The 23946-nt window shown below is 68.8% G+C and carries 25 protein-coding genes; 15 read left to right on the top strand and 10 right to left on the bottom strand.

Annotation, left to right across the window (positions count from 1 at the left end; all coding sequences use genetic code 11):
- Positions 1-86: 86 nt before the first annotated feature.
- The 8 genes from ASD69_RS13380 (at position 87) to ASD69_RS13345 (ending at position 8885) form a co-directional block, all read left to right on the top strand.
- Positions 87-3305 (top strand): lamin tail domain-containing protein, encoded by a 3219-nt coding sequence (locus ASD69_RS13380; RefSeq protein ID WP_056178724.1) that lies wholly within the window; start codon positions 87-89, stop codon positions 3303-3305.
- Positions 3306-3809: 504 nt separating this feature from the next.
- Complete coding sequence (gene pdhA / locus ASD69_RS13375) at positions 3810-4883, top strand: pyruvate dehydrogenase (acetyl-transferring) E1 component subunit alpha (protein ID WP_056178721.1); 1074 nt, start codon at positions 3810-3812, stop codon at positions 4881-4883.
- Positions 4880-5911: an alpha-ketoacid dehydrogenase subunit beta gene (locus ASD69_RS13370; RefSeq protein ID WP_056178718.1), complete on the top strand. Its 1032-nt coding sequence runs from the start codon at positions 4880-4882 to the stop codon at positions 5909-5911. Before pdhA ends, ASD69_RS13370 begins: the two co-directional genes overlap by 4 nt.
- 10 nt (positions 5912-5921) lie before the next feature.
- The gene (locus ASD69_RS13365) at positions 5922-6275 is read left to right on the top strand and encodes an SH3 domain-containing protein (RefSeq protein WP_056178715.1); all 354 of its coding nucleotides are present in this window, start codon (positions 5922-5924) and stop codon (positions 6273-6275) included.
- Positions 6272-6652 carry a cupin domain-containing protein gene (locus tag ASD69_RS13360; RefSeq protein WP_056178711.1) on the top strand — a complete coding sequence of 127 codons (381 nt, stop codon included), beginning with the start codon at positions 6272-6274 and terminating at the stop codon, positions 6650-6652. The genes ASD69_RS13365 and ASD69_RS13360 overlap by 4 nt, the downstream gene beginning before the upstream one ends.
- 60 nt (positions 6653-6712) lie before the next feature.
- A complete protein-coding gene (locus ASD69_RS13355) occupies positions 6713-8068 on the top strand; it encodes a dihydrolipoamide acetyltransferase family protein (RefSeq protein WP_056178708.1) in 1356 nt (451 codons plus the stop codon).
- A gap of 46 nt (positions 8069-8114) precedes the next feature.
- A complete protein-coding gene (locus ASD69_RS13350; RefSeq protein WP_056178704.1) occupies positions 8115-8492 on the top strand; it encodes a VOC family protein in 378 nt (125 codons plus the stop codon).
- A gap of 9 nt (positions 8493-8501) precedes the next feature.
- On the top strand, positions 8502-8885 hold the full coding sequence (locus tag ASD69_RS13345) for a VOC family protein (RefSeq protein WP_056178701.1): 384 nt from the start codon (positions 8502-8504) through the stop codon (positions 8883-8885).
- 60 nt (positions 8886-8945) lie between these two features.
- Here ASD69_RS13345 and ASD69_RS13340 read toward each other — a convergent pair whose 3' ends face one another.
- The 4 genes from ASD69_RS13340 to ASD69_RS13325 form a co-directional block, all read right to left on the bottom strand.
- A complete protein-coding gene (locus ASD69_RS13340; protein WP_056178699.1) occupies positions 8946-9230 on the bottom strand; it encodes a DUF4242 domain-containing protein in 285 nt (94 codons plus the stop codon).
- Between the two features lie 133 nt (positions 9231-9363).
- Complete coding sequence (locus tag ASD69_RS13335) at positions 9364-10467, bottom strand: sensor domain-containing diguanylate cyclase (protein WP_056178697.1); 1104 nt, start codon at positions 10465-10467, stop codon at positions 9364-9366.
- Between the two features lie 137 nt (positions 10468-10604).
- Entirely contained in the window at positions 10605-11531 is a 927-nt protein-coding gene (locus ASD69_RS13330) for an MBL fold metallo-hydrolase (RefSeq protein WP_056178694.1), read from the bottom strand.
- Between the two features lie 133 nt (positions 11532-11664).
- Complete coding sequence (locus ASD69_RS13325) at positions 11665-12990, bottom strand: tryptophan--tRNA ligase (protein ID WP_056178691.1); 1326 nt, start codon at positions 12988-12990, stop codon at positions 11665-11667.
- Between the two features lie 177 nt (positions 12991-13167).
- On the opposite strand from ASD69_RS13325, the gene ASD69_RS13320 reads away from it, so the two are divergent.
- Positions 13168-13980 carry a hypothetical protein gene (locus tag ASD69_RS13320; protein WP_056178688.1) on the top strand — a complete coding sequence of 271 codons (813 nt, stop codon included), beginning with the start codon at positions 13168-13170 and terminating at the stop codon, positions 13978-13980.
- Positions 13981-14090: 110 nt separating this feature from the next.
- On the opposite strand, the gene ASD69_RS13315 is transcribed toward ASD69_RS13320, so the two are convergent.
- From ASD69_RS13315 to rocF, 3 genes are all read right to left on the bottom strand, one after another.
- Entirely contained in the window at positions 14091-14291 is a 201-nt protein-coding gene (locus tag ASD69_RS13315) for a CsbD family protein (RefSeq protein WP_056178684.1), read from the bottom strand.
- 243 nt (positions 14292-14534) lie between these two features.
- Positions 14535-14684: an entericidin A/B family lipoprotein gene (locus ASD69_RS13310; RefSeq protein WP_056178681.1), complete on the bottom strand. Its 150-nt coding sequence runs from the start codon at positions 14682-14684 to the stop codon at positions 14535-14537.
- 158 nt (positions 14685-14842) lie between these two features.
- Positions 14843-15766: an arginase gene (gene rocF, locus ASD69_RS13305; protein WP_056178678.1), complete on the bottom strand. Its 924-nt coding sequence runs from the start codon at positions 15764-15766 to the stop codon at positions 14843-14845.
- A 247-nt stretch (positions 15767-16013) separates the two neighbouring features.
- Here rocF and ASD69_RS13300 point away from each other — a divergent pair, with 247 nt between their 5' ends.
- Together ASD69_RS13300 and ASD69_RS13295 are read left to right on the top strand one after the other, a co-directional pair.
- Positions 16014-17225 (top strand): hypothetical protein, encoded by a 1212-nt coding sequence (locus tag ASD69_RS13300; protein WP_056178675.1) that lies wholly within the window; start codon positions 16014-16016, stop codon positions 17223-17225.
- An 18-nt stretch (positions 17226-17243) separates the two neighbouring features.
- The gene (locus tag ASD69_RS13295) at positions 17244-17876 is read left to right on the top strand and encodes a hypothetical protein (protein WP_056178673.1); all 633 of its coding nucleotides are present in this window, start codon (positions 17244-17246) and stop codon (positions 17874-17876) included.
- Positions 17877-18055: 179 nt separating this feature from the next.
- Here ASD69_RS13295 and ASD69_RS13290 read toward each other — a convergent pair whose 3' ends face one another.
- Complete coding sequence (locus ASD69_RS13290) at positions 18056-18913, bottom strand: MBL fold metallo-hydrolase (RefSeq protein ID WP_056178670.1); 858 nt, start codon at positions 18911-18913, stop codon at positions 18056-18058.
- The gene (locus ASD69_RS13285; protein WP_056178668.1) at positions 18910-19734 is read right to left on the bottom strand and encodes an MBL fold metallo-hydrolase; all 825 of its coding nucleotides are present in this window, start codon (positions 19732-19734) and stop codon (positions 18910-18912) included. The genes ASD69_RS13290 and ASD69_RS13285 overlap by 4 nt, the downstream gene beginning before the upstream one ends.
- A gap of 134 nt (positions 19735-19868) precedes the next feature.
- Between ASD69_RS13285 and gcvA the strand changes: the two genes are divergently transcribed.
- A complete protein-coding gene (gcvA, locus tag ASD69_RS13280; RefSeq protein WP_162250655.1) occupies positions 19869-20804 on the top strand; it encodes a transcriptional regulator GcvA in 936 nt (311 codons plus the stop codon).
- Positions 20805-20888: 84 nt separating this feature from the next.
- Here gcvA and ASD69_RS13275 read toward each other — a convergent pair whose 3' ends face one another.
- On the bottom strand, positions 20889-21185 hold the full coding sequence (locus ASD69_RS13275; RefSeq protein ID WP_056178662.1) for a hypothetical protein: 297 nt from the start codon (positions 21183-21185) through the stop codon (positions 20889-20891).
- Between the two features lie 260 nt (positions 21186-21445).
- Here ASD69_RS13275 and ASD69_RS13270 point away from each other — a divergent pair, with 260 nt between their 5' ends.
- The 3 genes from ASD69_RS13270 to ASD69_RS13260 all read left to right on the top strand — a co-directional run bounded on the left by ASD69_RS13270 (position 21446) and on the right by ASD69_RS13260 (position 23874).
- Complete coding sequence (locus tag ASD69_RS13270; RefSeq protein WP_056178658.1) at positions 21446-21658, top strand: hypothetical protein; 213 nt, start codon at positions 21446-21448, stop codon at positions 21656-21658.
- A gap of 276 nt (positions 21659-21934) precedes the next feature.
- Positions 21935-23107: a serine hydrolase domain-containing protein gene (locus tag ASD69_RS13265; RefSeq protein ID WP_056178655.1), complete on the top strand. Its 1173-nt coding sequence runs from the start codon at positions 21935-21937 to the stop codon at positions 23105-23107.
- 500 nt (positions 23108-23607) lie between these two features.
- Positions 23608-23874: a hypothetical protein gene (locus ASD69_RS13260; protein ID WP_056178649.1), complete on the top strand. Its 267-nt coding sequence runs from the start codon at positions 23608-23610 to the stop codon at positions 23872-23874.
- Positions 23875-23946: the final 72 nt, after the last annotated feature.

The following is a 23946-nucleotide window of genomic DNA, read 5'->3' as shown; positions in this document are numbered from 1 at the left end:
GACGATTGATGCACAATCTTGCCAGCCCGCGTCAGGGGAGCATTCCTGGGGAATCTTTGGGCGGGCGGCATCCAACGGGGAAAAACATGGACAAGTTCTTAGGCCGCCTGGCGGCCGTGGCTTTGACGTTCCTGATGGCCGGCGGCGCGCATGCGCAAGTCGTGGTCAGTCAGGTCTACGGCGGGGGCGGCAATTCCGGTGCCACGCTGAAAAGCGACTTCATCGAATTGCGCAATAACGGCGCCACGGCGGTCGACCTGAGCGGATGGAGCGTGCAATACGCGTCTTCCGCCGGCGCCACCTGGGCGCGCACACCGCTGACCGGCAGCATTCCGGCGGGCGGCTACTACCTCATCAAGCAGGCCGACGGCGCCGGCGGCACCGTGGACCTGCCCACGCCCGACGCGACCGGCACCCTGGCCATGGCCGGCACCGCCGGCAAGGTCGCGCTGGTCAACAACAACGTGTCGCTGAGCGGCGCCTGCCCGGTCGGCGGCGCCACCGTGGTCGACTTCGTCGGTTACGGAACCGCCGCCAACTGCTCGGAGACGGCGCCCACCGCGACGCTGACCAACTCCACGGCCGCGCTGCGCAAGAACGACGGCGCCACCGACACCGGCAACAACAGCGCCGACTTCAGCACCGGCGCGCCGACCCCGCGCAACACCGGCACCGCGCCGCCGAACCCGCCGGATCCGCCGGTCGCGCTGACCATCGCCCAGATCCAGGGCGCCGGCCTGCTCTCGGCCTACGACGACAAGCTCGTGGTCACCGAGGGCATCGTCACCGCGCGCAAGTTCAACAACGGCTTCTTCCTGCAAAGCGCCAACGACGACGGCAACCCGGCCACCTCCGAAGCGGTGTTCGTGTTCACCGGCGCCGCGCCGCCGGCCAGCGCCGCGGTTGGTAACCGCGTGCGCGTGACCGCCAAGGTCGACGAGTTCACCCCGCCCTCGAATCCGAACCAGCTCAGCATCACCGAACTGGTCTCGCCGACGGTGGAGCTGCTGGAAACCGGCGTCGCCCTGCCCGCCGCGGTCGAACTGAGCTCGGCCGAGCTCGGCGCCAACGCCACCCCGGGCACGCTGGAACGCCTGGAAGCGATGCGCGTGAGCGTGGCCCAGTCGGTCGCTATCTCCGGCACCGACGGCAGCATCGACGAAGACGACGCCAACTCCTCCAGCGACGGCGTGTTCTACGTGCGCCTGCCCGAGGTTGCGGTGCCGTTCCGCGAGCCCGGCATCGGCATCATGGACACGATCCCGATCCCGGCCGGCAAGAACCCGCCGCGCTTCGACACCAACCAAGAACGCCTGATGGTGCGCAGCCGCGGCCAGATCGGCGCGCTGCCGCTGTCGGTCGACGGCCAGGCCCAGATCTCCGGCCTGCTCGGCGTGCTCGACTACTTCGCCGGCACCTGGGCGCTGTTGCCCGACACCGCCACGCCGCCGACCTTCGCCGGCGGCAAGCAGCCCGAGGCGGTGGCCGACGCGGCCTACGAAGACATCACCATCGGCGGCTTCAACCTGCTGCGCTTCTTCGACGAAGTGGCCGAGAGCAACGGCGCGCCGACGCTGAAGCCCGAAGCGGTGGAGAAGCGCCTGGGCAAGACCTCGGCGGCGATCTGCCAGTACCTGAAGACGCCCGACATCCTGGGCGTGGTCGAAGTCGAGAACATCGGCATCCTCGGCCGCCTGGCCGAGCGCATCAACGCCAACTGCCCCAGCGCGCCGGCCTACGTGCCCTACCTGGTGTCGGGCAACGACCCGGGCGGCATCAACGTCGGCTTCCTGGTCGCCACCCGCGACAACGGCGCCGGCCAGCCGCGCGTGGAAGTGCTGGAAGTGGTGCAGTACGGCAAGGACGCGACCTTCGCCAATCCGAACGGCAGCACCGCGCTGCTCAACGACCGTCCGCCGCTGCTGCTGCGCGCGATCGTGCACCAGGACAACGGCGCGTCGTATCCGATCACGGTGATCGCCAACCACCTGCGTTCGCTCAACGGCATCGACGATGTCGCCTCCGGCGGTAACGGCTGGTCCACCGAGGGCGCGCGCGTGCGCGCCAAGCGCGGCGCGCAGGCGGCCTACCTGGCCGGCCTGATCGAGCAGATGCAGCAGGCCAACCCGAACGAGAAGATCGTGCTGATCGGCGACTTCAACGCTTTCGAGTTCAACGACGGCTACACCGACGTGCTGGGCATCATCAAGGGCGAGGAAGCCGCCGAAGACCAGGTCCTGACCTACGTCGACAGCCCGCTGACCAGCATCTTCGTCGACGGCTCGCAGCTGATCGCCGATCCGGCCCAGCGTTACTCGTACGTGTTCGAAGGCAATGCGCAGACTCTGGACCACGTGCTGGTCAACGAGGCGCTGGTGATGGACAACGTCGGCCTGTCGGTCGACCACGCCCGCATCAACGCCGACTTCGGCGTGTTCCGCTTCGGCGATGCCAGCCAGCCGCTGCGCGTGTCCGACCACGACCCGGTGCGTCTGGTCCTGAGCGTGCCTGGCTTCCGCAGCGCCGACCTGGCGGTGAGCGCCTCGGCCAGCCCGGCCAGCGCCCGCGCCGGCCAGACGGCGACCTACACCGCCGGCGTGTTCAACGCCGGTCCCAACGCGGCCGACGCCGCCGCCGTGGCCTTCGTGTTCGACGCCCTGGTGGCGCCGGTCGCGACCGCTCCGGCCGGCTGGACCTGCGCCGCACCGGTGCAGGACGCGACCACCACCACCGTCACCTGCACCACGCCCAGCCTGGCCTCGCAGGCCTCGGCCACGTTCTCCTTGAACGTGGTCCTGCCGGCCCTGGCCAGCGGCACCCCGCTGCGCATGGCGGTGGCCGCGCAGTCGCAGACCCGCGACCCGGCCAACGGCGACAACCAGGCCTCGGCGCAGGTCGTGGTGACCACCCAGGCCGACCTGTCGGTGCAGATCGCCGGCGGCGCGCTGCCGGTGCGCAAGGGCGCGATCGCGACCTTCCTGGTGCCCGTGACCAACGCCGGCCCGGACGCCGCCGCCCAGCCCAAGCTGGTGCTGACCGGCAACGTCGCGGTCTCGTCCGCGGCGGTCGCCGCCCCGGCCGGCTGGACCTGCGCCCGCACCGCGGTGCCCACCGGCTTCCGCGCCGAGTGCAACCGCAACGGCAGCATGAACCGCGGTACCCAGTGGTTCGCTCTGGCGGTCGTGGTGCCGGAACGTCCGGCCGTGGGCAGCAGCCTGGTGTTCGACGCCAACATCAGCGCCGCCACCCCGGACCCGGTCGCCGGCAACAACAGCGACACCATCAGCGTGCAGATCCGCCGCTGATCCGCAGCAAGGCTTGAACGAAAGGGCGCGGCGCGAGCCGCGCCCTTTTCGTTTGTGCGGCCCGCTGCCTCGACCGCGGTTGCCCTTGCTCCCTGTGGGAGCGGCGTGAGCCGCGATCGCGCAAGCCCGCGCGTCCGCGCCGAATCGGATTCCGGTGTAGCGCCGCCGCTTTGATTTCGCGGTCGCGGCTCACGCCGCTGCTACCCCGAAGCGGTGCGCAGCGCCCCCAAAACGGGGCCCACCGTACGCCCGCGTGCAGTCGCGCCTAGTCGTTTCCGCGATTTTTTGCATGCCGCAGCGCGCAACGGCGCTTAACACGCGTTTGGGTATCATCCGCAGCACCACGCAACAGCCGCCACCGCGGCCGCTGCGACAGCGCCAGGTCCGCAGCAAGCCCTCACCGGCCGCCGCGGACCCAGCCAGTCTGAACGGTCCGCGCGCCGGCACTGGATCCGGGCGGGAAGGTTCGGGCCTCCCCCATCCCCAATTCAGGACTGCCCCGCGATGACCGTCGCCGCGACGTTCGAAATCGAATACCTGCAATACCTCGGCATCGACGGCCAGCCCGTCGCCGAACTGCCGCCCGCGTTCCGCGACGCCAGCAAGCTGCTGCCGCTGTTCAAGCAGATGCTGTTCGTGCGCGTGTTCGACACCAAGGCGATCGCGCTGCAACGCACCGGCAAGCTCGGCACCTACGCCGCCTGCCTGGGCCACGAGGCCACCCACGTCGGCATCGGCGCCTCGATGCTGCCCGACGACGTGTTCGCGCCCAGCTACCGCGAGTACGGCGCGCAGTTCATGCGCGGCGTGCTGCCGCGCGAAGTGCTGCTGTACTGGGGCGGCGACGAGCGCGGCAACGACTTCTCCGGCCCCAGGAAAGACTTCTCCTGGTGCGTGCCGATCTCCACCCAGTGCCTGCACGCCGCCGGCGCCGCGCTCGCGTTCAAGCTGCGCAAGGAAAACAACCTGGCCGTGGCCTGCTGCGGCGACGGCGGTTCGTCCAAGACCGACTTCTACGCCGCGCTGAACTCGGCCGGCGCCTACCAGTTGCCGCTGATCCTGTGCGTGATCAACAACGGCTGGGCGATCTCGGTGCCGCGTTCGGCCCAGACCGGCGCCAAGACCCTGGCCCAGAAGGGCATCGCCGGCGGCCTGCACTGCCTGCAGGTGGACGGCAACGACCTGATCGCGGTGCTGGAAGGCATGCGCCGCGCCGCCGAGCGCGCGCGCAACGGCGAAGGCGGCAGCGTGATCGAGTTCATGACCTACCGCCTGCACGACCACACCACCGCCGACGACGCCCGCCGTTATCGCGGCGAAGCCGAAGTCAAAGAGGCCTGGACCCGCGACCCGGTGCCGCGCCTACGCGCCTATCTGACCGCGCAGGGCCTGTGGAGCGAGGACGAAGAGAAGGCCTGGGCCGAGGAATGCGGCAAGAAGGTCGACGTCGAGATCAACGCCTATCTGGAAACCCCGGTGCAGCCGGTCGAGGCGATGTTCGATTATCTGTACGCCGATCCGCCGCCGGATCTGCTCGCGCAACGTGCGGCCGCGCTGGCCTTGGAGGGTCGTCGATGAACGTCGATACCAAAGTGAAGGTCGAGACCGCCAACGCCGTGGCCGCGCCGGTCGCGATCACCCTGATCGAAGCCATCACCCAGGCCCTGGCCTACGAGATGCGCGCCGACGAGACCGTGCTGGTGCTGGGCGAGGACGTGGGCGTGAACGGCGGCGTGTTCCGCGCCACCGCCGGCCTGCAGCAGCAGTTCGGTTCCGAGCGCGTGCTAGACACGCCGCTGGACGAAACCACCATCGCCGGCCTCACCGTCGGCCTGGCCGCGCAGGGCATGAAGCCGGTCGCCGAATCGCAGTTCGACGGCTTCGTGTATCCGATGGTCGATCACATCATCTGCCACGCCGCGCGCTTCCGTTACCGCACGCGCGGCCGTCTGCACTGCCCGATGGTGCTGCGCGTGCCGTGGGGCGGCGGCATCCGCGCGCCCGAGCACCACAGCGAAGCCAACGAATCCATCTTCACCAACGTGCCCGGCCTGCGCGTGGTCATGCCGTCCTCGCCGGCGCGCGCCTACGGCCTGCTACTGGCCGCGATCCGAGACCCGGATCCGGTGATCTTCATGGAGCCCAAGCGCATCTACCGCCAGTACAAGGAAGTGGTCGCCGACGACGGCGAGGCGCTGCCGCTGGACGTGTGCTACGTGCTGCGCGACGGCAGCGACGTGACCCTGGTCAGCTGGGGCGCGCAGGTCAAGGAAGCGCTGGAAGCCGCCGACAAGCTGGCCGGCGAAGGCATCAGCGCCGAGGTGATCGACGTGGCCACCCTGCGCCCGCTGGACTTCGCCACCATCGCCGAATCGGTGAGCAAGACCGGCCGCTGCGTGATCGTGCACGAGGCGCCCAAGACCGCCGGCTTCGGCGCCGAAATCGCCGCGCGCCTGGCCGAGGAGTCGATGTACGACCTGCTCGCGCCGGTCGAGCGCGTCACCGGCTACGACACCCACATCCCGCTGTTCCGCCTGGAAATGAAGTACCTGCCCAGCGTGGAACGCATCGTCGCCGCGGCCAAGCGCGCGCTGGCGGCGGGCTGAGCGCAGGGCGATGCGTCGCGCACGCGTCGTCGTCGGCCACCGCGTGCCGGATCGGCCGCCGATCCAGGTCGCGCGCGGCCAGCGCGTGACCCTGGGCGAGCGCGATCGCGACTGGCCGCAGTTCGTCTGGACCGTGCTCAACGAAGGCCACGGCGGCTGGGTGCCGGCGGCGCTGTTCGACGGCGAACGCGGCCCCGCCACCGCGCTCAGCGACTACGACACCCGCGAACTGGCCGCGCGGACCGACGAAATCCTGGCCCTGCACTACGAGCTCGCGCAGTGGTGGTGGGCCGAGAACGATCGCGGCGAACAGGGCTGGATCCCGGCGCGCGCGCTGGAACTCTTCGACGAAGGATCGCCATGACCGAGTCCGCCGCGCCACGCGAGGCGATCAACCTAGCCGACAAGCTCGCGCGTTTCAGCGAGCACTGGTCGCCGCGCGTGATCGCCGAGATGAACGACTACCAGTTCAAGCTGGTCAAGCTGCAGGGCGAGTTCGTCTGGCATGCGCACGAGCACACCGACGAAGTGTTCATGGTGGTGCGCGGCCGCATGCAGATCGGCTTCCGCGACCACGACGTGGAGCTGGGCGAAGGCGAGATGTACGTCGTGCCGCGCGGCGTCGAGCACATCACCCGCGCCGAACACGAATGCCATGCCCTCATCATCGAGCCGCGCGGCGTGGTCAACACCGGCGAAGCCGGCGGCGACCTGACCGCGCGCAACGACGTGTGGGTCTGAACCTTATCCGCCGCCGGCCCGGGCCGACGGCGATCGCATAACCAACGAGACGATCGAACCATGACCGACACCAAAACCTTCCTGCTCCCCGACCTCGGCGAAGGCCTGCCCGACGCGACCATCGTCGAATGGGCGGTGAAGGTCGGCGACACGATCCGCCTCGACGACACCCTGGTATCGATGGAAACCGCCAAAGCGGTAGTCGAAGTGCCCTCGCCGGTCTCAGGCAAGGTGCTCAAGCTGGCCGGCGCCGCCGGCGACATCGTCGTGACCGGCACCATGCTGGCCGAGTTCGAACTCGATCCCAGCCAGCCGCAGCGCGCCGACGGCCAGGACACCGGTCATCACCACGGCGGCGGCCATGCCGCGCCGGCCGCGCCCGCGCCGCAGGCCGAGGCCGCGCCGGCCAAGGCCGCCGACGCCGAACGCGCCGACAGCGGCACCGTGGTCGGGGCGATGCAGTCCTCCGACGCGGTGCGCAGCGAACAGGCGGTCGCGGTCGGCGGCGTCAAGGCGATGCCGGCGGTACGCGCGCTGGCGCGCAAGCTCGGCGTCGACCTGGCGCGCGTGCGCGCGACCGGCAGCGACGGCGTGGTCACCAGCGACGACGTCAAGCGCGCCGCCGCCGACGGCAGCGCCGTCGCGGGGGCCGAACCGGCGCCGCGCGCGGTCGATCGCGCGCCGGTGGCTGCCGCGACCCCGGCCGCCGCGCCCGCGCGCAGCGCGCTGTCGGCCAGCGGCCGGCCGATGCGCACCCAACCGCCGGGCGTGAGCGTCAGCGGCCAGCCCGAGCAGCTCAAGGGCGTGCGCCGCAACATGGCGCGGGTGATGGCCGACGCCCACGCCAAGGTCGTGCCGACCACGCTCAGCGACGACGCCGACATCCATGCCTGGGCGCCGGGCAACGACATCACCGGCCGCCTGGTGCGCGCGATCGTGGCCGGCTGCAAGGCCGTGCCCGCGCTCAACGCCTGGTTCGACGGCGACAAGCTGACCCGCACCCTGCATCCGCACGTCGACATCGGCATCGCGGTCGACACCGACGACGGCCTGTTCGTGCCGGCGCTGCGCAACGCCGACGTGCTCGACGCGCGCGGCGTGCGCGAGGCGGTCAACCGCCTGCGCGCCCAAGTCGAGGACCGCAGCATTCCGGCCTCCGAGCTCAGCGGCTACACCATCTCGCTGTCCAACTTCGGCATGTTCGCCGGCCGCTACGCCACCCCAGTGATCGTGCCGCCGACCGTGGCCATCGTCGCCGCCGGCAAGGGCCGCCACCAGATGACCCCGGTGATGGGCGGCTTCGAATCGCACAAGGTCATTCCGCTGTCGCTGACCTTCGACCACCGCGCCTGCACCGGCGGCGAGGCCGCGCGCTTCCTCAAGGCGATGCTGGACGATCTGGCGCGGCCGATGTGATCGCGGCGCCGGCGCGAACGGGCAGCGGCATCGACGGCGACGCGCCATGAACCTGCGCGCGCTCACGCCGATGCTGCGCACGCCCGATACGGCGGCGACGATCGCGTTCTATACCCAGGTCCTGGAGTTCCGCCTCAGCGCCGGCGATGCCGCCGGCGGCTGGGCCGCGCTCGAGCGCGACGGCGTCGAACTCATGCTCAGCGGCCTCAACGCGCACGAGGGCGACCTCGCACCGGCCTTCACCGGCTCGCTGTACCTGCGCACCGACGATGTCGACGGCTGGTGGCGTCGCCTGCGCGAACGCGCGCGCGTGTGCTATCCGATCGAGGACTTCGGCTACGGCATGCGCGAGTTCGCGATCTACGACAACAACGGCTATCTGCTCCAGTTCGGGCAGCCGATCGCCGCCTTCGACGAGGCATAGGAGCCCCGTATGACCCACCGCAGCCGCCTGGCCGGTTTCATCATCGATTGCGAGACCGGCGACGTCGACCGCGCCGCCGGCTTCTGGAGCAACGCGCTCGGCCTGCCGCTGGGCGACGGCTACGACGAGGACGGCGCCAGCTACGTCGAGCTGCGCAACGCGCCCGGCGAACTGCACGTGGAAGTGCAGCGGGTGGACCATCCTTCGCGCGTGCACCTGGACATCGAGTCCGACGACATCGACGCCGAGGCCGCGCGCCTGGAACGCCTGGGCGCGAAGAAGATCAAGTTCATCAAACGTTGGTGGGTGATGGAAGCGCCCACCGGCCATCGCTTCTGCGTGGTGCGCATGAAGCACCCCGAACGCGGCGCGCCGCCCAAGGTCTGGGACTGATCGCAACGGCCGCAATCGCCCGTCCGGCGCGCGCCGGCGGTTCGATCGGACCGCGCGGCGTCAAGCCGCGGCGCTCTCCGCCGTGGTCGGACCGATCACGTGTTTCACCTGCGCCACGCTCGTGACCGGAAAACCGCCGAGTTCGCCGTGGCGACGGATGCTGTCCTCGTCGGGCGCGATGTAGACGCAGTAGATCTTGTCGTCGGTCACGAACGACTCCTGCCATTGCACTTTCGGCCCCAGGCCATCCAGCACCTCGCAGGATTTGCGCGCGATCGACTGCAGCTCGGCGCCGGTGAGCGCGCCGGCGCCGACCAGTTCGCGTTCGATGATGTATCTGGGCATGACACGCCCTCGGAAGCGCGTGCTGACGTCCGGTGTCCGGCTACGCGGACTGCGATCGCGGCAAGCTCCACTTGTCGCCGCCTGCGCCTGAGCGCAAGGCCAGTCTGCGCCCGCGTTCGCGGCCCGGCAAGCGTCAGTCGCGTCGCGGCGTATCGTCGGCGACCACGCGGTCGCGGCCCAGGTTCTTGGCCCGGTACAGGGCCTGGTCGGCGCGGTCGAACACGCGCTCGGGCGTGTCCCGGCCCGGCTCGCCCGCGGCCACGCCCACCGACACCGACAAGGCGAACGGCAGCGAGGAACGCGCGACCCGCTGGCGGATGCGTTCGGCGATTTCGTAGGACTGCGCTAGGCGCGCGTCCGGCAGCACAATCAGGAATTCCTCGCCGCCGTAGCGCACCGCGATGTCGCCCTGCCGCACCGAGGACGCGACCGCATCCGCGACCGCGCGCAGCGCGCGATCCCCGAGCAGATGGCCGTAGCGATCGTTGACCTGCTTGAAGTGATCCACATCCAGCAGCAGCAAGGCGTAGGGCGCGCTTTCCAGGCGCCGCATCGCCTGCGGGCTTTCGCGCAGCTGCGCCAGCGCGGCGCGGTTGAGCAGGCCGGTCAGGGCATCGTGGCTGGCGCTGTACTGCAGTTCGTCGTGGCGGCGCTGCAGATCGGCCTGGGCGTCCTCGAGCCGGCGCGCGAAGGCTTCGCGTTCGTTGAGCAGGCGCCGTTGCTCCATCGCGTAACGGCGCAGCTCCAACAGGTGCTGGGTCTGGCGCGCCAGCACTTCCAAGCCGTCGCGCTGGGCCGGACGCAGGTCGCGTGGCTGGCTGTCGAGCACGCAGATCGTGCCCAGCGCATGGCCGTCGGGGCTCAGCAGCGGCACCCCGGCGTAGAAGCGCAGCGGGCGGCCGTCGATGCTGACCACGCGCGTGCTGAAACGCGGATCGTCGGCGACGTCGCGCACGACCAAGGTTTCGCCCGGGGTGCGGATGGCGTGATCGCAGATCGCCAATGCGCGCGGAGTCTGCGACTGGTCCAGTCCGACGCGCGCCTTGAACCATTGGCGGTCGCGATCGATCAAGGAAATCGCCGCCGCCGGCGCGTCGCACAGCGTCGCGGCCAGGCGCACCAGGTCGTCGTAGGCTTGTTCGGAAACGCTGTCTACCACCGCGTAGGCATCGAGCGCATCCTGGCGCTGAGCCTCGTCGGTGGGCGCCGGAACGGCGCGTAGGCGGGCAAGGGACATCGGGGGGTACCGGAGAGACCCTTGCAGGCTACCGCCCCTGGGACCGCCGTCCTGTGACCGCCCTCACAGCTGCCGGGGCGGTCGCGCGCCGGTTAAGGCTGCGGCCATTCAGCCAGCTGAATTCGCGCCCGATCCGGTCAATGCCGACCCAACCAGACCTCCAGCCCCTGGGCATTGAGCTCGATGTCCACCGCCAGCAGGGCCAGTACCTGGGCGGCGTCCATGGCGCTGCCGTGCGCGGCCGCGCGCGCGACGTAGAGCTCGCCCAGCGAGGCGACCAGACGCGCATGCCGGTCCGGGTGGCCGTCGGCCGCGCGCGCCAGCGCGACCATGGCGTCGATCTGCGCGATCAGATCGTCGGCGAGGCGGGCGACGTCGCCGACCGGGCCGTAATGGGTGAGCCGCATGGTCTGCGGCTCGTACGCGAGCAGCTTGCGGATCGAGGCCTGCAAGGCTTCGGGTTCGAACTGCACCGGCGTGCTGGTCGGGATCGCGAACGCGCCGCGCGCGCTGTAGAACTCGCGATAGGACAGGCCGAAGGTGTCGCCGGTGAACCAGCTGCGGCTGCGCTCGTCCCACAAGCACAGGTGATGGCGCGCATGCCCCGGCGTGTCCAGGCACAGCAACGAACGCCCGGCCAGGTCGATGCGATGGTCGTCGCCGGCCGCCACCACGCGCTCGGCCGCGACCGGCAGGATCTCGCCGTAGCTGCGCGCGATTTCCTCGGCGCCGTAGACCGCGGTGGCACCGGCGACCAGCCGCGAAGGATCGATCATGTGCGGCGCCCCGCGCGGATGCACCGCCAGACGCGCGTTCGGCAAACGCCGCATCAGCGCGCCCGCGCCGCCGGCGTGATCGAGATGGACGTGGGTGAGGATCAACCAGTCGACGTGCTCGGGCCCCAGGCCCTGCGCCTGCAACGCCGCCAGCAGCGCCGGCACCGAATGCTGGGTACCGCAGTCGACGTAGGCGGCGCGGCCTTGCTCGACGATCAGATAAGCCGCATCGAAGGCCGGCCGATGGAAGCCGGTATCGATGGTGACAATGCCATGGGAGTCGGTCATGGAAGCGACGCGTGGGGCGAGGCCGCCAGTCTAGGTCGCCCTCAGGCGATAAGCGAAGACGTCCCGTCCCTTCGGCGTTCCAGCCCCTCTCCCGCGTGAGTGGAGAGGGATCGGGGTGCGGGCCGCTCTTGCCTCAGCCTTCCTCAACCGCGAACTGCGCCAGCGCCTCGGCCACCTCGGCCAACTCCACGCCTTCGTGCAGGTGCCCGATCAGTTCCTCGCCCGCATGCACCGCCGCGTTCTCCGCGCGATGCAGCGCCGCGCCGCCTTCCTGCTTGAGGCGCCCGATCAACTGGCCGGCGGTGCGCGCCGACTCGTGACCGGCGCTCTGCAGCAACACGCGCTCGCCGTCGACCAGCTTGAAGTAGAACTTGCCGTCGCTCTCGCGGTACTGCTTGAAGCTGGGCGCGGCCGCCTTGGCGGCCTTCTTGCGCTCGCCCACCACCACCTGCGACAGGTCGCGCAGGCCCACCGCCGCGCGCAGCGACTGCATGAAGGGCACGCCATGGGTCGCGCGCACGCGCTGCGCGCCGTCGCGCAGGATCGCCTCGATCTCGGCCGGCTTGGCCATCAGGGTCTCGTACTTCTCGCGCTGCGGCGCGACTTCGGCGTCGATGCGCTCGAACAGCGCCTGCTTGGCCTCGCCCCAGGCGATGCCGTCGGCGAAGGCCGCGCGCATCCGCTCGGTCTCGGCGCCGCTGGCGAAGGCCTGGTAGAGCTGGAACACGTTGGAAGTCTCGGCGTCCTTGGGCTCGCCGGGCGCGCGCGAGTCGGTGACGATGGAATAGATCAACTTCTTCAGCGTCTCGCGCGGCGCGAACAAGGGGATGGTGTTGTCGTAGCTCTTGCTCATCTTGCGGCCGTCCAGGCCAGGCAGCGTCGCCACGTTCTCCTCGATCGCCGCTTCGGGCAGGGCGAAGTGCTCGCCGTACAGATGATTGAAGCGCTGGGCGAAATCACGCGCCATCTCGATGTGCTGGATCTGGTCGCGGCCCACCGGCACCTTGTTGGCGTTGAAGACCAGGATGTCGGCGGCCATCAGCACCGGATACATGAACAGCCCGGCGGTGATCGCGGCATCGTCGTCCTCGCCGTCGGCGCGGTTGCGATCGACCGCGGCCTTGTAGGCGTGGGCGCGGTTGAGGATGCCCTTGCCGGCCACGCAGGTCAGGAACCAGGTCAGCTCGGGGATCTCGACGATCTCGCTCTGGCGATAGAACCAGACCTTGTCCGGCTCCAGGCCGCAGGCCAGCCAGGTCGCAGCGATCTCCAGGGTCGAACGCTGCACGCGCTCGGGTTCCTGCACCTTGATCAGCGCGTGCAGGTCGGCCAGGAAGTAGAAGCTCTCCACGCCCGGGGTGCGGCTGGCGGCCACCGCCGGACGGATCGCGCCGACGTAGTTGCCGAGGTGGGGAGTGCCGGACGTGGTGATGCCGGTCAGGACGCGGGTCGAGGTCATTGCGGGCCTGGATGGAGCAGGGCCCGCCAGTTTACCCGCTGGCCCCGGCCCTCGTGGCCGGCCCTGCCGGCTCGCCGAAGCTGAGCGCCCGCCAACGGCTGCGGCGCCGACGCCGGCGCTTAACCCCGCCGCCGATGCCGGTGCGTTCGCAGCAGTGCCCACCCCGGAGAACCCGCCATGTTCCGCTCCCTAGTCCTGCTGGCCGGCGCCCTGATCGCCGCCACCGCCTGCGCACCCCTGTCCGCCCGCCCGCTGGTCGACGTCGCCGTGATCGACCGCGACGCCGGCGACTGGCTGCCGACCTACCCCCACCGCGGCCAGCAGTGGATCGCCGGCGCGCCCGGCCACCGCTACGCCGTGCGCCTGACCAACACCAGCGACCAGCGCGTGCTGGTGGTGCTGTCGGTGGACGGCGTCAACGCCGTGACCGGCCAGAACGCCCACCCCTCGCAGGCCGGTTACGTGCTCGAGCCCTGGCAGAGCACCGAGATCAATGGCTGGCGCAAGTCGATGGAGGACGTGGCCCAGTTCGTGTTCACCGACCTGCCCGACAGCTACGCCGCGCGCACCGGCCGCCCCGACAACGTCGGCGTGATCGGCGTGGCGGTGTTCGAGGAAGCCCGTCCGGTCTACCGCTACGACTACCCCGCGCCGATCGCGCGCGGCGAACGCGAGGCCAGCGGCCGCTACCGCGCCGGCAACGACGCCGCCAAGGCCGCCGCGCCCGCCGCCGAATCGCGCAGCGCCGACGCGATGGCCACGCAGTCGATCGGCACCGGTCACGGCCAGCGCGAGTGGTCGCCCGTGTCGCAGACCGGATTCAATCGCGCCACGCGCTCGCCCGCACAGGTCACCCAGCTGCGCTACGACGACTACAACACCCTGGTCGCGCGCGGCGTGCTACCGCGTTACCCGCGCTATCCGGACTACCGCAACAGCGAGCCGCGCGCCTTCCCCAGCGGCTTCGTCGCCGATCCGCCGCGCTATTGATCGCCACAAAAGCGAAGGGCCGGGTGCGCACCCGGCCCTTCGCGTTCCCGCTTGGCTATCCGTGCGCTAGCCGGCGTCTGAGGCGGCCCGCGCGCGGATCGACGAGATCGTCAGTTCAGGGTCTTCTCGAAATCGCTCACTTCCTTCTCGGCGCGTTCGCGTTCCCAGCCGTAGCGCTCCTGCAGCTTGCCGGCGAGATACTTGGAATCGCCCGCCGCCACATCGAACACGTCGTCGGTGAGGTCGCCCCACTTGGCCTGGGCCTTGCCCTTGAGCTGCGTCCACTTGCCCGCGATGATGTCTTTGTTCATCAGTCAGTCCTCGATCTCGTTTGGGGGAGAACGGTGCGTCCAGCGCTGCACCGTTGACGCAAGCTTCGCAAGCGCGGCATTCGCGCAAGGTCGCGATTGCGTTAGGCGCGTGTTGACGAGGATGAACGCGATGAACGCTTCAGCTAGGCGAATGCGCGATTCGCACGATCGCGCGCCTGCGCACGCGCAAAAAGAAAGGCCGGATCGCTCCGGCCTTTCTCCATTGCGAGAAACGCGAGGCGATTACTTGCCGTCGCGCACTTCCTCGGCCTTCTCTTCGACCTTCTCGCCAGCCTTCTGCACGTCCTTGCCGGCGCCGGCAACGGTGTTGCAGGCGGTCAGGGTGCCCATCGAAAACAGGGCGAGCAGCAACAGGGCAGTCAGACGCTTCATTGAATTCTCCTTGGTCGGTAGTACCGGTCGGTAAGCCGTTCGGACGCGTCGTCCGGCGGCGTGACCTTGGAGAAATGAGACGTGAGGCGATGTGAAGCCCGTGTGGAATCGGCCCTAATGCGCCTGCCGCCGTTCATGCTGCGGCGCACACGTCGCGTTCAGTCGCGCATCAAAGTCGACTTGCCGAACAGGCTTTCGACCAGGTCCACCGACAGCTTGGCGGTGCGATTGCGCTTGTCCAGCACCGGATTGAGCTCGACGATATCCAGCGAGGCCAGGCGCCCGCTGTCGGCGATCATCTCCATCACCAGCTGCGCCTCGCGGTAGTTGGGGCCGCCCGGCACCGTGGTGCCCACGCCCGGCGCGATGCTGGGATCGAGGAAGTCGACGTCGAAGCTCACGTGCAGATGAGTGTTGTCGTCGATGCCTTCCAGCGCCTCCTCCATCACCCGCTTCATGCCGATCTCGTCGATATAGCGCATGTCGTAGACGTCCAGGCCATGCTCCTTGATCAGCTGCTTCTCGCCCGGATCGACCGAACGGATGCCGATCTGGCGGATATCCTCGGCGCGCATCGCCGGCGCTTCGCCGCCCAGCGTGGTCAGCGCTTCCGGGCCGATGCCGCACAGGCAAGCCACCGGCATGCCGTGCACGTTGCCCGAGGGCGTGACCCGGCTGGTGTTGAAATCGGCGTGCGCATCCAGCCACAGCACGCGCAGCTGCTTGCCGGTTTCGCGGCAATGGCGCGCGACCGCGGTGATCGAGCCCAGGCCCAGGCAGTGGTCGCCGCCGAGCAGGATCGGCATGCGGCCCTCGCGCAATTCGGCCGCCACCGCGTCCATCACCAAACGGTTCCACGCCACCACCTCGGGCAAATGGCGATAGCCATCGACCGGCTTCTGCCAGGGATTGCGCGGGCCGTCGAGATTGCCGCGATCGATCACGTCGACGCCACGCTTGAGCAGGGCCTCTTCGAGACCGGCGATGCGCAGCGCTTCCGGCCCCAGCCGTGCGCCGCGATGTCCCGCGCCTACGTCGGTAGGCGCGCCGATCAGCGAAACCGGGGGATAGTTGCGACTCATACGTGATCCTCCTGACCCTGCCGACTGGCGGCAACGAATGCGATGGCAGGACGGCCGCGGCCGCCCCGGCCGGATGCGCCACGAAGCGCGCGTCCGGCCAAGCGTCCATTGTCGCACTCAAACGACCGCCGGGGTCGCCCGCGCAAACCCGCGGGTGCGCGCTCGCTGCGCAAGCGGCGCCGCCGCCTTGGGTTAGCCTAGAGCGCGCCTGAACGAGGGCCGGAGTGAGCGACGTGGTGGAATACCAGTGGACTCGCTGATCACGGCGGCGGCGCGCGCGCTCGCGGCGGGCGATGCGCTGCTCGCCTTGAAGTACGTCGCGCTGCGCGAGGACGCGTCCGCGCTGGCCTTGCGCGGCATCGCGATGGCCCAACTCGGCGACCTGGATCGCGCCCGCCACCTGGTGCGCCGCGCAGCGCGCGCGTTCGGCCCCAAGGAAGCGCTGGCGCGCGCCCGTTGCGTGCTGGCCGAGGCCGAGATCGCGTTCGCCGCGCGCGATCTGGGCTGGCCCGAACCCACGCTGGACGCGGCGCGCGCGACGCTGGAGCGCCATGGCGACCGCGCGAACGCCGCCTATGCGCGCCAGCTCGCGATCCGACGCCTGCTCCTGATCGGCCGCCTCGACGAGGCCGAACGCGCCTTGGCCGAGCTCGATCCCGCACCGCTGCCGCCCGCCGCGCGCGCCGTGCACGAACTGGTGCTGGCCGGCATCGCCATGCGCCGCCTGCGTACCCAGCCCGCGCGCGCGGCGCTGATCCGCGCCGAACGGGCCGCGCGCCACGCCAACATCTCCGCGCTGATCGCCGAAGTCGCGAGCGCGCAGGCCATGATGGACGCGCCGGCCGCGCATCTGATCGAGCGCGACGGCGCGCGCCCTCTGCGATTGCAGCAGGTCGAAGCCTTGTTGGCCTCGGATGCCTTCGTGATCGACGCCTGCCGATACGCGCTGAGCGACGGCCGCACGCGCGTGTCGCTGGCTTCGCGCCCTATCCTGTTCGCGCTCGCGCGTGCGCTGGGCGAGGCCTGGCCCGACGATGTCGCGCGCGACGCCCTGATCGCACACGCCTTCGGCTTCAAACGCGTCGACGAAACCCACCGCGCGCGGCTGCGCGTCGAGATCGGACGCCTGCGCGCCTTGCTGCGCCCAATGGCGGAAGTCGACGCGACCGCGCGCGGCTACGCGCTGCATCCACGCCATGCGCGCGAGCTGGTGGTGCTGGCCAGACCGGTCGAAGAGAAGCATGCGGCGGTGCTGGCCTTGCTCGCCGACGGCGAATCCTGGTCGAGTTCGGCCTTGGCGCTGGCACTGGGCGCGAGCCAGCGCAATGTGCAGCGCGCGCTCGACACCCTGGCCGCCGCGGGCAAGGCGCAGTCCTACGGGCGCGGGCGCGCGCGCCGCTGGACCACGCCGCCGATGCCCGGTTTCGCGACGAGCTTGTTACTCCCCGCCCTGCCCTAGAGCCGCTACGGTGTAGCCATGAAAACCTCAAACGCAGACATCGTACGAGAGTACGGCCCGTTCCCCGGCACGGACACCGTGCACGGGGTCACCTTCGACGGCGAGAACGTGTGGTTCGCCACCGGCGATTCGCTGCAGTCCCTCGATCCCGAGAGCGGCAAGACCTCGCGATCGATCGCCACCGCGGCGCATGCCGGCACGGCCTTCGACGGCCGCCATCTGTACCAGATCGTGCAGGACCGCATCCACAAGATCGATCCGGCCAGCGGCGTCGTGCTGGCGACGATTCCCTCGCCCGGCCAGGGCGGCGACTCGGGCATGAGCTGGGCCGAGGGCTCGCTGTGGGTCGGCCAGTATCGCGACCGCAAGATCCATCAGGTCGATCCGGACACCGGCAAGGTGTTGCGCAGCATCGAATCCAACCGCTACGTCACCGGCGTCACCTGGGTCGACGGCGAACTCTGGCACGGCACCTGGGAAAGCGACGAGAGCGAATTGCGCCGCGTCGATCCGAACAGCGGGGAAGTGCTGGAACGCGTGGAGATGCCGGCGGGCAAGATGGTGTCCGGCCTGGAATCCGACGGCGCCGACCGCTTCTATTGCGGCGGCGGCAGCAGCGGCAAGGTGCGCGCGGTGCGTCGCCCGCGCTGAGCGCCGGCGCGAACGCCGGGCCGGACACGGCCCGGCGACCGTCCCGTCTGGCCCGCAACGCGACGAACTCAAGGCGCTGGGCACGGTGCGCGGCAGCCTGGACGCGCTGGAGCTGAGCGACGAATCGACGACGCCCGAGCAGGCGCTGTGACCACGCACGCCGACTGAGCGCAGCCGGCTCAGTCCAGCCACGCCCCGGGCGCCATCGGATGGATGTCGATGGGCGTGTCGCGCGCGGCCTCGCGCAGGCGTCCGATCGGATCGTCGACTTCCACGTACTCCGCGAGCCCGGACACGCCGTAGTGGATCGGCACCAGACGGCGCGCACCCAGGATGGTCGCGGCGGCCACCGCCTGCTCCGGCGTCAGCACGCCCGGCAGGCCGCTGACCGGCTTGCGCCAGCCGAAGCGCGCGCCGTTGACCGGCAGGAACACCGTATCGAACGGACCGAATTGGCGGCCGATCCGCCACCAATGCCCATGCCAGAGCGTGTCGCCCGCATGAAAGATGCGCCGACCGCCGGCCGACACCACCCAGGACACCTGCGGATCGCCGTAACCGTCCGAAGCCGGCACGGGCGTGGCGGTGAAATCGCCCAGCAGTTGCGGCTCCCAGGGCGCGCTGGGCCGTGCGCGCGCGTTCTCGGGCAGTGGCAGCGGATTGGTGCCGGCCGGATGCACCAGCGCGCCGCCCTGGCTCAGCGCCTGCGCCACCGCCATCGCGTCGAAATGATCGGGATGCGCGTGGGTGATGAGCACATAGGTATCGCCGACGGCGTCGCCGACCGGAATCAGTTTGTCCTTCAGCGCCGGGCCCCAGGCTTCGGGATTGATCAGCGGATCGATGAACAAGGTCGCGCCCGGCAGTTGCAGGCGTATGCCCGCCCAGGCCAGGCGTTGGATGCGCAAGCCCTCGGCCGGCGCGGCCGCGAGGATGCGCCCGGCGGGCAGCAGCGCCGCGGCGCTCAGGCCGACGCAGCCGGCCAGAAATCGCCTGCGCGCGATGCCGCGATCGAGCGGCTGCGGGCGCCGGCTCATGCGCGACCCGCCTGCGCGGCCAGCGCCGCGTCGAAGGAAAACACCGACTGGGCGACGACGGCCTCCAGATTGCGCTGGTGCCATTCGCGTTCGAACGCCACCGCCTCCACGCCCGCCGCCAGGCAGTCCTCGATGGCGATCGCTGCGATGCGCGCATCGGCCTGCTGCGGTGCGAGCTCGGCGCGGATACGCACGACCGCGTCCTGCAGCCGATCCAGGTAATGAAGCGCGTGGTCGAGTACGGCCGCGGGAAAGCGCCCCATATGCCCGCCCACGACCGTGGCGCGACCGAACTGGCAGAGTCGGCCGATCGCGGCGCGGATCAGCTGCGGATCGGCCTTGGACAGATACACGATGCGACCGACGATGTTGTCGCCCGCGCAGACCAGATCGGCGCTGGGCACGTCCACGCTGAGGTGGTCCATGGTCTTGCCGGGGTTGTGCAGCAAGCGCAGCTCGTGCGGCCCCCATTGGATGCTCATCGCGTGGTCGAACACCACCTTGGGCTCGCGATAGAACGCATCGACGCGGCGGTTCTGCGACAGGAAGCTGTGGCGATGGTGGCGGTGCGCGATCGTCAGCGCCTCGGGAAACTGCGCCAGACCTGCGAGGTGATCGCTCATGTAATGGGTCGCCACGATCATGCGCACCGTCTTGCCCATCTCCACGCACAGCGTGCGATGCAGCCAGCGCGCGTCTTCCTCGCTGCCCAGGGCGTCCACCAACAAGACCTCATCTCCGGCCAGGAAGGCGGTGGCGACCGACTCGTAGCCGTCGCCGACGAACATCAGCACCTGGGGACCCAACGCTTCGAATCGCATGACCAACGCCCTTGGTATCGAGGGACGCATCATTGCCAGCGCGTGCGGGCGCGACAAACGAGATGTTTTCGCGATCACATTAGTAAAAATAACTTGATACCATGCGCTCAGGCATCCGCCAGTCCGAGGCGCCCGTGAAGCCCCGCCACGCCGCTCCGCTCAACGCCCTGCGGGCCTTCGAAGCGGCCGCGCGCTGCCTCAGTTTTCAGGCTGCGGCCGCGCAGTTGTTCGTGACCCCGGCGGCGGTCAGCCATCAGGTCAAACACCTCGAGGCCTACCTCGGCCTGAAGCTGTTCCATCGCGGCCATCGCTCGGTCGAACTGACCGCCGAGGGCGCGACCCTGGCCGCCTCCCTGGGCGAGGTGTTCGGGCAACTCGATCTGGCCCTGGACCGCGCGATGGCGCCGACGGTCGCGGACCTGCGCGTGAGCACGGTCGAGTCCTTCGCCGCGAAGTGGCTGGCGCCCAGGCTGCATCGCTTCCATCGCGACCATCCGGAACTGCGCCTGCGCATCGAGACCGGCAACGAGCGCAGCGACTTCGTGCGCGACGGCACCGACGTCGCGATCCGCTACGGACCCGGCGGCTACAGCGGCGTCGATGCCGAACGTTTCCTGGAAGCGCCTGTGTTTCCGGTCTGCGCGCCTACGCTGCCCGCCGACGCGGCGCATCCATTGGCCAAGCCCGACGACCTGCGCCACCACACCCTACTGCACGACGAAAGCGCGCTCGGCCGCGTCGGCGTACCCGATTGGCCGGCCTGGCTGCAGGCCAGCGCCGCGAAGCGCGTGGACGCGAACCGCGGGCCGGTGTTCTCCAGCATCTACCTGGCCCAGGAAGCCGCGGTCGCCGGCCATGGCGTCGCGCTCGGCGTCGCGCCGCTAGTCGAGGACGACCTGCAACGCGGGCGCCTGATCCGTCCCTACGCGCTCGCGCTGCCCAACGCCTACGCGTTCTGGATCGTGCGTCGCGCGGGCGCCGAACGCCATCCATCCGTCGATGCGTTCTGCTCGTGGTTGCGCAAGGAAGCCTCGGAACCGATGACAGCCACGCACGCACGTCGCGAATGAAGAGGCGCAAGCCGAGGGACGCGCGAGCCTGGCCAGGCTGGCCGACCTGAAGCGGTCCCAGCTGAAGCTCGCGGACGCCCGAATCTATCCGGCCACGCTCGCATCCGCGCCCGTCATCGTCCATTCCAGGCTGCTCATCGCCCCCGCATAGGCGTATCGACACTTGGTGGACCCTGCTTTTGCGCGCTCCGAAGCCTGCTCATCGAATTTCGCCAGCACTGAGCGCAGACGCTCCCGATCGGGGTGCGTCGCGACGACCGCGTGGAGAACGGCGTTGGTGGCCAGCAGGTCGCCGCGCGCGACGTCCAGGTCCTCGCGCAACTGCAGGACATGCTGATTCATCTCGAAACGCAAGCGATCCAGTTCGAACTTGAAGTCCAAGGAAGTCTCCGGTGGTGAGTTGGGTGATTGGCCCCTCAAGCCTACTACCGGATCCGGTCCGATTCGCCCGCTAGCAAAGGGTTCCCGTGGCTAGCAGGCAATCGACAGCGCGTACCGGCGGCGAGTCCCCGAGGGCGTGGCGCTGCATGCACTACCTACTCACCGATTGGCCGCGCCGCTGTTCTTCGGATGGTTCGACCGGGCTCCTCGGCCTGCGACTGTGCTCTACCATCGGGCCTCCAACCAAGGAGGACCGAGCCATGTGGACTGAAGTTGCCGGCTATCTGATCGACCCGCGCCAGATCGCCGCACTGGGACCTGTGCATCCCTCTGGCACTGGCGGGAGCGGCGGCGCGGTTGCCTCGACGTTCGAGATCGTCACGCTGGGCGGGCACGTCGTGCTACCCAAATTCGCCGACGCCAACCAGGCGAATGCGGCGCGCAACGCGCTCAAGGGCAGGCTTCCCGCCTGAGCCCGGAAACGCGAGCGGCCCGCCGATGAGGGAAGTCGCTGACACCGTCCCTGCGAGTGTCTCCGGCCTTCGCCATTACATCGCTAGTTCTGCTATCGCCTCAGCGGAGCTTTAGATCAGGCGGAGGTCACGACCGATGCGATGTCCGCTTCCGACCCGAAGCGGACGTCCACACACACCTGGTTGGGGACGGCCTCTGCGAGAACAGATGCAGGCGCGAGCCTCGGCATTCAGCTATCTTGGGAGACCTTTCCACAGCCCTTCAAGCACCGACGCATGCAAGCGATTTCGAGGATTGTTCGAAACGGGCGGTGGTTCAACTACTTCGTATTGTCCGTCGTGCTCTTGGCTGCGGGCTGCAAGGGCGAGGAGGTGCCGGCAAAGGACCTGGGAGCGGACATCGATGAGGTTGCCGCAGCACTGATACAGCAGCCGTTGCTCCACTCGACCTCGATCGCAGTCGTCTATCGGGGTAGAGAATTCATCCGTCATCGCGGCGACATGGAAGCCGGCAAGCCTGGACCTCCGACCGATGCAACCCTCTACGAAATCGGTTCGTTGAGCAAGACCATGGCGGGGACCCTGATGGCTAATGCCGTCCTGGAGGGCAGGCTGGAGCTGGACGACGACGTTCGGAAGTATCTGCACGGCGATTATCCGAACCTGCAGTACAAGGGCAATCCCATTCGCATCCGTCACCTGTTGTCGCATACGAGCGGCTTGCCGAATATGTTGCCAGAACGCGCGAACAGGGTGCTCGAGGACTTCACCGATCAGCGCACGCCTCGCGAACTCAATGCCATTTACACCGGCTATGGCAAAGCGCATTTCTTCAAGGACCTGCATTCCGTCGAGATTCGCCAGGTGCCCGGAAAGGATTACGCTTACTCCAGTGCTGGAACCCAACTGGCGGCGCATATCCTGGAGATGGTTTACAAGAGCGACTACGAGTCGGTGTTACGCGGGTTCTTTCGCGATTCCGCGGCGATGGCGGACCTTAGAATCAGGCTGAGCGATGCTGAGGAGCCCCGGCTTGCGGTCGGCTACCACAGTGACAACGCGGTACCGACCACGCCCATGCCGGAGTTGCCTTGGGGAGCATCAGGGAACGTAAAGGCGACCGCCCCGGAAATGGTGAAGTACCTCAAGTTCCAGCTGGCCGGTGGGCCCGTCGTGACGGAATCGCACCGTACCCTCGTCGAATTCGATTCCGAGTTCAGCATCGGCTATTTCTGGAACATCATTGGCGGCGATCGCTTGAAGGGCGCCTACTATGCCCATCATGGTGGCGTGCCCCGCTCGCAGTGCTACATCTACATCGTGCCGAAGTACGACCTTGGCATTTTCGTCATCACCAACCAGAGCGGCGACAAGACTGCCCGTGCGATGGAGGCGGCGATCAACACGCTGGTCGAGAGAATAGCTGCGCGAGAAAATGTCTCCAGCTAAGGCCTGTCACGATCGCGTTTTGCGGCGCGGCTGGACTGAGGAGCTGCAGATGACCGCTACTGGCTGATAAGGGACATTCGGCAGGGCGGACCCGCCTGGGCGACGTTAATGTCCGCTTCCGACTCAAAGCGGACATTGCGCGCGGCGCAACAGCGATGCCGGGAGACTATGTCGACCACCTAGGCGCATGAGGGCCGGCATGGCCTTCCTTGCTGATGAATAGGGGAGTCGAAGAAGTCCCTGAAGATCGATCCGTGCCAAACCGCTCGCTCATTGAGACCTGCTGCTCACCTTGAATGTGGATGGTGACTGCGGATCAGCTTGCGATAGTCGATCAAACGCTGCGAATTCTCGCGGAACCCGATGAATTCAGGCTACAGCTCTCACTAATTGCCACATCTTCACAATCCATCCACGTACTTCAACCTCAGCTGAAGACGGGTCATGACACCGATAAAAAGGCCGCTATATTCCAGGTTCCCCCGACGAAGGAGATTGGAATGTTTTTGACCAAGCAACATCTGGTGGTGGCACGTACGCTCGGCGTGGCGATCGTCGCTCTGAGCCTCGGCGCCTGTGCCACCTATAAAGAAGAGTTCGCAGGGATCAACTCGCGCCTCGATCAACTCGACACGAAGGTGCAGGGCGCGGCCCAGAGCGCCGAATCCGCCAATCAGTCCGCCCAGCAAGCCAACCAGCGCCTGGATCAAATGGAAAGCCGCGTCCAGCAGCTCGAAGCGGCGCCGCGCCGTAAGCCGCGCGGCTAATCGCTCTTGCACGACTCGCGACGAACGACCTGAATCGGGACCCGGTGGCCTTTGCCGGCCACCGGCGTCCTT

The sequence above is a fragment of the Lysobacter sp. Root604 genome (genome assembly GCF_001427505.1).
Taxonomy (GTDB): Bacteria; Pseudomonadota; Gammaproteobacteria; order Xanthomonadales; family Xanthomonadaceae; genus Lysobacter.
This window is presented reverse-complemented; position numbering and strand designations above follow the sequence as displayed.